Source organism: Promicromonospora citrea (assembly GCF_013004695.1).
Lineage (GTDB): Bacteria > Actinomycetota > Actinomycetes > Actinomycetales > Cellulomonadaceae > Promicromonospora > Promicromonospora citrea.
This window is the reverse complement of record NZ_JABEMG010000180.1, coordinates 1-6,727: the sequence shown is the minus strand read 5'-3', so window position 1 is coordinate 6,727 and position 6,727 is coordinate 1. Positions and strand designations below refer to the sequence as shown.

Genomic DNA, 6,727 nt, shown 5'->3' with positions numbered 1-6,727 from the left:
CTCCTGCGTCCGCGGGCCGCCGGTGCCGGTCGCCCGGTCGGCGGCGAGCCGTCAGGTGCCCGAGCCCGGACCGGCACCGCCGCCGACGAACCCGCCGGCCGCCGTCGGGTTCCCGATGCCCGTGCCCTCGACCGTCGCCCCGGCCGTGCGGCTGGACAGCAGCTTCGCCAGACGGTGTGCCACGACGGTGAGCAGCAGGTTGAGCAGGATGAACACCACGGCGACCACCGCGAGGACCTGGAGCGGGTTGCCGTCGGCCGAGTACACGATCTGACCGGTGCGCAGGAGCTCCTGGTAGCCGATGAGTTGGCCCAGCGCCGAGTCCTTGAGGACCACGACGACCTGCGACACCATCGCGGGCAGCATCGCGACCAGGGCCTGCGGGAGCTGGATGGACCGCAGGGTCTGCCCCACGGTGAGCCCGATCGCGAGCCCGGCCTCGCCCTGGCCCTTCGGCAGGTTGCCGACGCCCGCCCGCACGAGCTCCGCGATCACGGAGCCGTTGTACAGGACGAGCGCGACGACGACGGCGAGGAAGGCGTTGTCGTCCGAGCCGCGGAAGACCTGACCGAACAGGCCGTAGAAGAACACCATCATGAGCAGCACGGGCACGGCGCGGAGGAACTCGACCACCAGGCCGGAGAACCAGCGCACCGGGCCGATCTGCGACAGGCGGCCCACGCCGAACACGAGGCCGAACACGATCGCGCCGACGATGGCGAACGCCGCGGCGCGCAGCGTGTTCTGCAGGCCCGGGAGCAGGTAGTACTGCCATGTGCGGGCCGTGAAGACGTCGGCCCAGAGGTCGCCGGCGAGCTGTCCCTTGTCACCGAGCTGGACCAGCACCCACGCGACCACGGCCAGGGCGGCCACGGCGGCGAGCACGTTGCCGCCGACGATCAGGCGCCGGGTCCGGGGGCCGGGCGCGTCGAAGAGGACGGAGCTGCTCATCGCTTCACCGCCAGACGCCGCGACAGCCACGTGGTCGCCAGGCCGATCGGGATCACCAGGACCACGAACCCGATGGCGAACATCCCGAAGATCTCCCAGCGGTAGTTGGCGTTGAACTCGAGCATCGTCTTCATCGTGGAGGAGGTCTCCCAGGAGACGCTGGCCGCCGCGGCGACGGTCGAGTTCTTGAGCAGTGCGATCAGGGTGTTGCCCAGGGGGGCGATCGCGCCCCGGAACGCCTGCGGCAGGATGATCAGCCGGGCGGCGGGCAGGAACGACAGCCCGATGGCCCGGGCCGCCTCCGCCTGCCCGATCGGCACGGTGTTCACACCGGAGCGGATCGACTCGCACACGAACGCGGCGTGGTACACGGCGAGGCCGACCACCGCGAGGCGGAAGAAGTTGGTGCTGAAGTCGCTGCCGAGGTTGATCTGGAGGGCGGTCCAGACGCCCATGACCATGAAGGTCATGATGATCGTGAGCGGGGTGTTGCGGAAGACGTTCACGTACAGGGTCCCCACCCACTGCAGCGAGGGGATGGGCGAGATCCGCATGAGCGCGAGGAGCGTGCCGAGCACCAGGGCGAACAGCGCGCCCCAGAACGTCAGCTGGATGTTGGTCCAGAACGCCCCCAGGACGTCGTACTGCTCCCACAGCGCGCTGAGTCCCGACAGATAGTCGTTCACAGGTCACCTTTCGGGTGAGGCGCTACCCCGCAGGGCCCGCCCCGGTCGGACAGGTCGTGGGCGGCGGACGGGCCGCCCGCAGCGAACGGGACCGCGCCTGACGCGGCAGGCGCGATCCCGGTCACCGCAGAGACGTCAGGCGCAGGGGGCCGGCGTCGGCGGGTTGAGGTCGGCGTTCGGGGTGTAGTCGGCACCCTCGGTGTTCGCGGCCACGGCCTCCTCCCAGGCACCCTCGTCGATCATCTTCGTGATCGCCGCGTTGATGTCCTCGCACAGGTCCGAGCCCTTGGGCAGGCCCACACCGTAGTTCTCCTCCGAGAACGGGTTGCCGACGACCTTGAGGTTGCCGTCACCGTTCCGCGCGGCGAGGCCGGCGAGGATGATGTCGTCCGTCGTGACGGCGTCGACCTGGCCCGCGGCCAGCGAGTTGACGCACTCGGCGTAGCCGGGGCGCTCGAGCAGCTGGACGCCCTCGGCGTAGTCCGTCTTGATCTTCTCGGCGGAGGTCGAACCGGTCACGGAGCAGAGGTTCTTGCCCTCGAGGTCCTCCGGACCGGTGATGTCGGTGTTGTCGGCGGCGACCAGGAGGTCCTGGCCGGCGACGAAGTACGGGCCGGCGAAGTCGATGACCTTCTTGCGGTCGTCGGTGATCGAGTAGGTCGCGAAGATCATGTCGACCTCACCGTTGTCGAGCATGCTCTCGCGGTTGGCGGAGGGCGTCTCCTTGAACGTGATCTGGTCCTCGCTGTAGCCCAGCTCGTTCGCGACGTACCGGGCGACGTCCACGTCGAACCCGGTGAACTCGGCGCCGTCCTTCAGGCCGAGACCCGGCTGGTCGTACTTGATGCCGATGGTGATGCCGTCGCCGGCGCCCTCGGACGACCCGCCCTCCGGCTCGCCGCCGACCTCGGCGCCGCCGCAGGCCGAGAGCGCGAGGGTGGACGCAGCGGCGATCGCCAGCAGCCCCGTGGTGTGCTTGCGCATGATTCCCCTTCGGTAGTTCGGGTCCGGTGGGACCCCTTGCTTCGGGATCAGTGGGTAGATCAGTCGGTGGAGATCAGTGGGTCAGGATCTTCGAGAGGAAGTCCCGCGCCCGCTCGCTCCTGGGCGCGGTGAAGAACTCCTCGGGAGGAGCCTCCTCCACGATCTGCCCGTCCGCCATGAAGACGACGCGGTCGGCGGCCTTGCGGGCGAAGCCCATCTCGTGGGTCACGACGATCATCGTCATGCCCTCCTGCGCGAGCGCGACCATCGCGTCCAGCACCTCGTTGACCATCTCGGGGTCGAGGGCGGAGGTCGGCTCGTCGAACAGCATGACCTTCGGCCGCATCGCGAGCGCGCGGGCGATCGCCACGCGCTGCTGCTGGCCGCCCGAGAGCTGCGCGGGCATCTTCTCGGCCTGGTTGCCGACCCCGACGCGGTCGAGCAGCGAGCGGGCCAGCTCCTCGGCGTCCTTCTTGTTCATGCCGCGGACCTTGCGCGGGCCGAGCGTGACGTTGTCGAGCACGGTCTTGTGCGCGAAGAGGTTGAACGACTGGAACACCATGCCGACCTCGGCACGCAGCTCCGCGAGGGCCTTGCCCTCGGCGGGGAGCTCCTTGCCGTCGACGGTGATGGTGCCGTCGTCGATCGTCTCGAGGCGGTTGATCGCCCGGCACAGCGTGGACTTGCCCGAGCCGGACGGCCCGATCACGACCAGCACCTCGCCCCGGCGGACGGTGAGGTCGATGTCCTGCAAGACGTGCAGCGCGCCGAAGTGCTTGTTGACGTGCTTCAGCTCGACGAGAGGCGCCCCGAGGGCGCGGCCCGGCGTCGGGGCACCCGCGGGCTCGTCGGCCGCCGGTTGGCCGGTGGTCGAGGTGGTCTGGTCCATCCCTTGAACCTAACGATCCGATGTTTCCTGGACCAAGCCGACGGGTCATCCGTCCACAACGGTTCGGTAACAGATGGCCGCGACCAGCCGGAACCTGCACCTGCCGGCGTCGCCGCGGCGGCCCGCGCGACCCCGTTCGGCGGCGTCGCCGGGGGGTCGTAAAATCGACCCCGATGTCCACGACCGCCCTGCCCCCAGTCCTGCCCCACGCCGCTCCCGACGCAGGGCCCGCCGACGCGCCCGACCGTCCGCGCACCTACCTCGTGCGCACGCTCGGCTGCCAGATGAACGTGCACGACTCCGAGCACATGGCCGGCATGCTCGAGCAGGCCGGCTACACCCGTGCGTCCAGCGCGGACGAGGCGGCGGGTACGGCCGACGTCGTCGTCATCAACACGTGCGCGGTGCGCGAGAACGCCGCCACGCGGCTGTACGGCAACCTCGGCCAGCTCGCCGGCATCAAGGCGGAGCGGCCGGGCATGCAGATCGCCGTCGGCGGCTGCCTCGCGCAGAAGGACCGCGGCGACATCGTCGCGAAGGCGCCGTGGGTCGACGTCGTGTTCGGCACGCACAACCTCGACGCCCTGCCGGTGCTGCTGGAGCGCGCGCGGCACAACGAGGCGGCGCAGGTCGAGATCGCCGAGTCGCTGCAGGTCTTCCCGTCCACGCTGCCGACCAAGCGCGAGTCGGTCTACGCCGGCTGGGTCAGCATCTCCGTGGGCTGCAACAACACGTGCACCTTCTGCATCGTGCCGCACCTGCGCGGCAAGGAGCGCGACCGCAGGCCGGGCGAGATCCTGGCCGAGGTCGAGGCGCTCGTCGCGGCCGGGGCGATCGAGGTCACGCTGCTGGGCCAGAACGTGAACAGCTACGGCGTCGAGTTCGGCGACCGCGGCGCGTTCGCCAAGCTGCTGCGCGCGTGCGGCCGGATCGAGGGCCTGGAGCGCGTCCGGTTCACCTCCCCGCACCCCGCCGCGTTCACCGACGACGTCATCGCCGCCATGGCCGAGACCCCGAACGTCATGCCGCAGCTCCACATGCCGCTGCAGTCCGGGTCCGACCGCGTGCTGCGCGCGATGCGCCGGTCCTACCGGTCGGAGAAGTTCCTCGGCATCCTCGACCGCGTGCGCGCCGCGATGCCCGACGCCGCGATCACCACCGACATCATCGTCGGCTTCCCGGGCGAGACCGAGGAGGACTTCGCCGAGACGCTGCGCGTCGTGGAGGCGTCCCGGTTCAGCTCGGCGTTCATGTTCCAGTACTCGCCCCGCCCCGGGACGCCCGCCGCGACGATGGAGGACCAGCTCCCCAAGGAGGTCGTCCAGGAGCGGTTCGAGCGCCTGGTCGCCCTCCAGGAGCGGATCGGCGCCGAGGAGGCGGACAAGCAGGTCGGGCGCACGCTCGAGGTGCTGGTGGCCGAGGACTCGGGGCGCAAGGACGGGGCCAGGAGGCGGCTGTCCGGCCGTGCCGCGGACAACCGCCTCGTGCACGTCGGCCTGCCCGACCCCGACGTGCCGACGGGCGCGCCGACCGGCCTCGACGACCCGCGCCTGGCCGCGGACGTGCCCGCGGGCCTGCCGCGCCCCGGCGACATGGTGACGGTCACCGTCACGAAGGCGGCGCCCCACCACCTCATCGCCGACCCCGCGGGGACCGCACCGCTGGCGGTGCGCCGCACGCGCTCGGGCGACGCCTGGGCCGAGCGGGAGAAGGTGCGGCTCGGCGGCGGCGAGGACACGCACGGGCACGGCACGCCGGCGCCGTCGGGCCCGGTGTCCCTGGGTCTGCCGACCGTCCGGGCACGCTGAACCCGGCCGCACGCTCGGCACCACCGGACGAAGGCCCCCGGGCGCGTCACGCGCCCGGGGGCCTCCGTCTGCCCGTCGTGCCGGGGCTCAGGACGCGTCCGGCGTGTCCGGGTCCGCCGGCGGCGCGAGCGACGCGACCGTCGAGAAGAACTGGCTCGCCGTCACCAGGCCGCACGAGACGGTCTGCGCGAGCTGCTCCTCGGTCGCGCCGTGCTCGAAGTCGACGGACACCTCGGCGTACAGCGCCAGACCGCCGCCCTCCTCGCGCGTGTAGACCTTGGGCCAGATGCGCTCGCGGTTCCAGTCGTTGGCCGCCTGCAGGACGGCGAGGCGCGCGCCGGGCGGCAGCGCACCGGCCCAGCGGCCGCGCACCTGCAGGATCTCGTCGTGCTCACCGAGCAGCAGGAACCAGAACCGGTTGCCGTCCCAGGTGCCGGTCACGTCGCCGTCGTCGTCGATGCGGAACCGGTAGCCGCGGCGCGCCAGGTCGTCGCCCACGCGCTGGGTGGTCAGGGGGCGCGGCTTGTCGGCCGGTGCCTTGGCCAGCGTGCGCGTCTGCGTGCCCTGCGTGCGCCGTGCGGCCGGCGCACCCGGGTTGAGCAGCCGCGCGAGCCAGCGGCCGGCGCCGCCCCCGCTCCGTGCCGGGCTCACGGTGCCGACCTCAGCGGGTCCGGGAACGTCTCGTCCAGGTGCTCGAAGAACATGGACCCGGTCGTCAGCCCGCACTGCAGGAGCTGGTCGAGCTGGTCGTCCGTGACGCCGTGCTCGAGGTCGACGGTGACCTCGGTGTAGACGAGGACCGCGCCGTTGTCGCGCACCCGCACGTACGTCTTGGGCCAGATGCGCTCGGCGTTCCACTCGTTGCAGATCTCGAGGATCTCCTCGAGGCGTTCGATCGTCAGGTCGCGGTGCCACTGCCCGCGCACCTGGAGCACCTCGGAGCTCTCGCCCACCATGAGGAAGTAGAAGAGCCAGCCGTGCCAGAGGCCGCCGACGTCGCCCTCCGAGTCCACGAAGTAGCTGAACCCGTTGTCGCCCAGCCACTCCACGACGCGATCACGCGTCAGGGGCCGGGGGACCGACGACGAGTCGTCCAGACCGCCCGTCAGCTCCCGGAGCAGCACGCCCTCGACCTGGGCCCGCAGCTCGTCGTCGTCAAGTTCCCTGGGCTCGGGCTGGTGCGGGCTGATGGCCGCACGGTCGCCGTCGCCCGCCGTGTTCCGGCGTCGTGACCCGAAGAACCTCACCTGACCACAGTACCCGCCGAACGCACGTGCTCGCTGCGGAGGTTCGTGCGGAAAGCGGGTGGAATCGCCCGTCCGGCACGTGGCACCGGCCCCGACCGGCCGCCGGTCCGCGCCGGTGCTAGTTTCCCGAGGTGTGCGCGCCGTGATCCTGCCTGCGACCCC

General features: G+C 71.4%; 7 protein-coding genes. 1 reads left to right on the top strand and 6 read right to left on the bottom strand.

Annotated elements, in window-relative coordinates; genetic code table 11:
- Positions 1-51 precede the first annotated feature (51 nt).
- From HLB15_RS21485 to HLB15_RS21470, 4 genes are all read right to left on the bottom strand, one after another.
- Complete coding sequence (locus HLB15_RS21485) at positions 52-951, bottom strand: amino acid ABC transporter permease (protein ID WP_171108506.1); 900 nt, start codon at positions 949-951, stop codon at positions 52-54.
- Entirely contained in the window at positions 948-1,637 is a 690-nt protein-coding gene (locus HLB15_RS21480; protein ID WP_171108504.1) for an amino acid ABC transporter permease, read from the bottom strand. The genes HLB15_RS21485 and HLB15_RS21480 overlap by 4 nt, the downstream gene beginning before the upstream one ends.
- Positions 1,638-1,772: 135 nt before the next feature.
- Positions 1,773-2,621: a glutamate ABC transporter substrate-binding protein gene (locus tag HLB15_RS21475; RefSeq protein WP_171108502.1), complete on the bottom strand. Its 849-nt coding sequence runs from the start codon at positions 2,619-2,621 to the stop codon at positions 1,773-1,775.
- A 73-nt stretch (positions 2,622-2,694) separates the two neighbouring features.
- Complete coding sequence (locus HLB15_RS21470) at positions 2,695-3,510, bottom strand: amino acid ABC transporter ATP-binding protein (RefSeq protein WP_229785218.1); 816 nt, start codon at positions 3,508-3,510, stop codon at positions 2,695-2,697.
- Positions 3,511-3,683: 173 nt separating this feature from the next.
- Here HLB15_RS21470 and miaB point away from each other — a divergent pair, with 173 nt between their 5' ends.
- The gene (gene miaB, locus HLB15_RS21465; RefSeq protein WP_171108500.1) at positions 3,684-5,318 is read left to right on the top strand and encodes a tRNA (N6-isopentenyl adenosine(37)-C2)-methylthiotransferase MiaB; all 1,635 of its coding nucleotides are present in this window, start codon (positions 3,684-3,686) and stop codon (positions 5,316-5,318) included.
- 87 nt (positions 5,319-5,405) lie between these two features.
- Here the strand turns inward: miaB and HLB15_RS21460 are convergent, their stop codons facing one another.
- Complete coding sequence (locus HLB15_RS21460) at positions 5,406-5,969, bottom strand: type III secretion system chaperone family protein (RefSeq protein ID WP_171108498.1); 564 nt, start codon at positions 5,967-5,969, stop codon at positions 5,406-5,408.
- Positions 5,966-6,565, bottom strand: coding sequence for a type III secretion system chaperone family protein (locus HLB15_RS21455; protein WP_229785213.1), 600 nt, complete (start codon positions 6,563-6,565; stop codon positions 5,966-5,968). Before HLB15_RS21455 ends, HLB15_RS21460 begins: the two co-directional genes overlap by 4 nt.
- Positions 6,566-6,727 lie beyond the last annotated feature (162 nt).

What these genes read in the sequence shown, in the direction of transcription:
- HLB15_RS21475 (WP_171108502.1), bottom strand. Translation starts at nt 2,621, where the DNA reads ATGCGCAAGCACACCACGGGGCTGCTGGCGATCGCCGCTGCGTCCACC.
- HLB15_RS21470 (WP_229785218.1), bottom strand. Translation starts at nt 3,510, where the DNA reads ATGGACCAGACCACCTCGACCACCGGCCAACCGGCGGCCGACGAGCCC.
- miaB (WP_171108500.1), top strand. Translation starts at nt 3,684, where the DNA reads ATGTCCACGACCGCCCTGCCCCCAGTCCTGCCCCACGCCGCTCCCGAC.
- HLB15_RS21485 (WP_171108506.1), bottom strand. Translation starts at nt 951, where the DNA reads ATGAGCAGCTCCGTCCTCTTCGACGCGCCCGGCCCCCGGACCCGGCGC.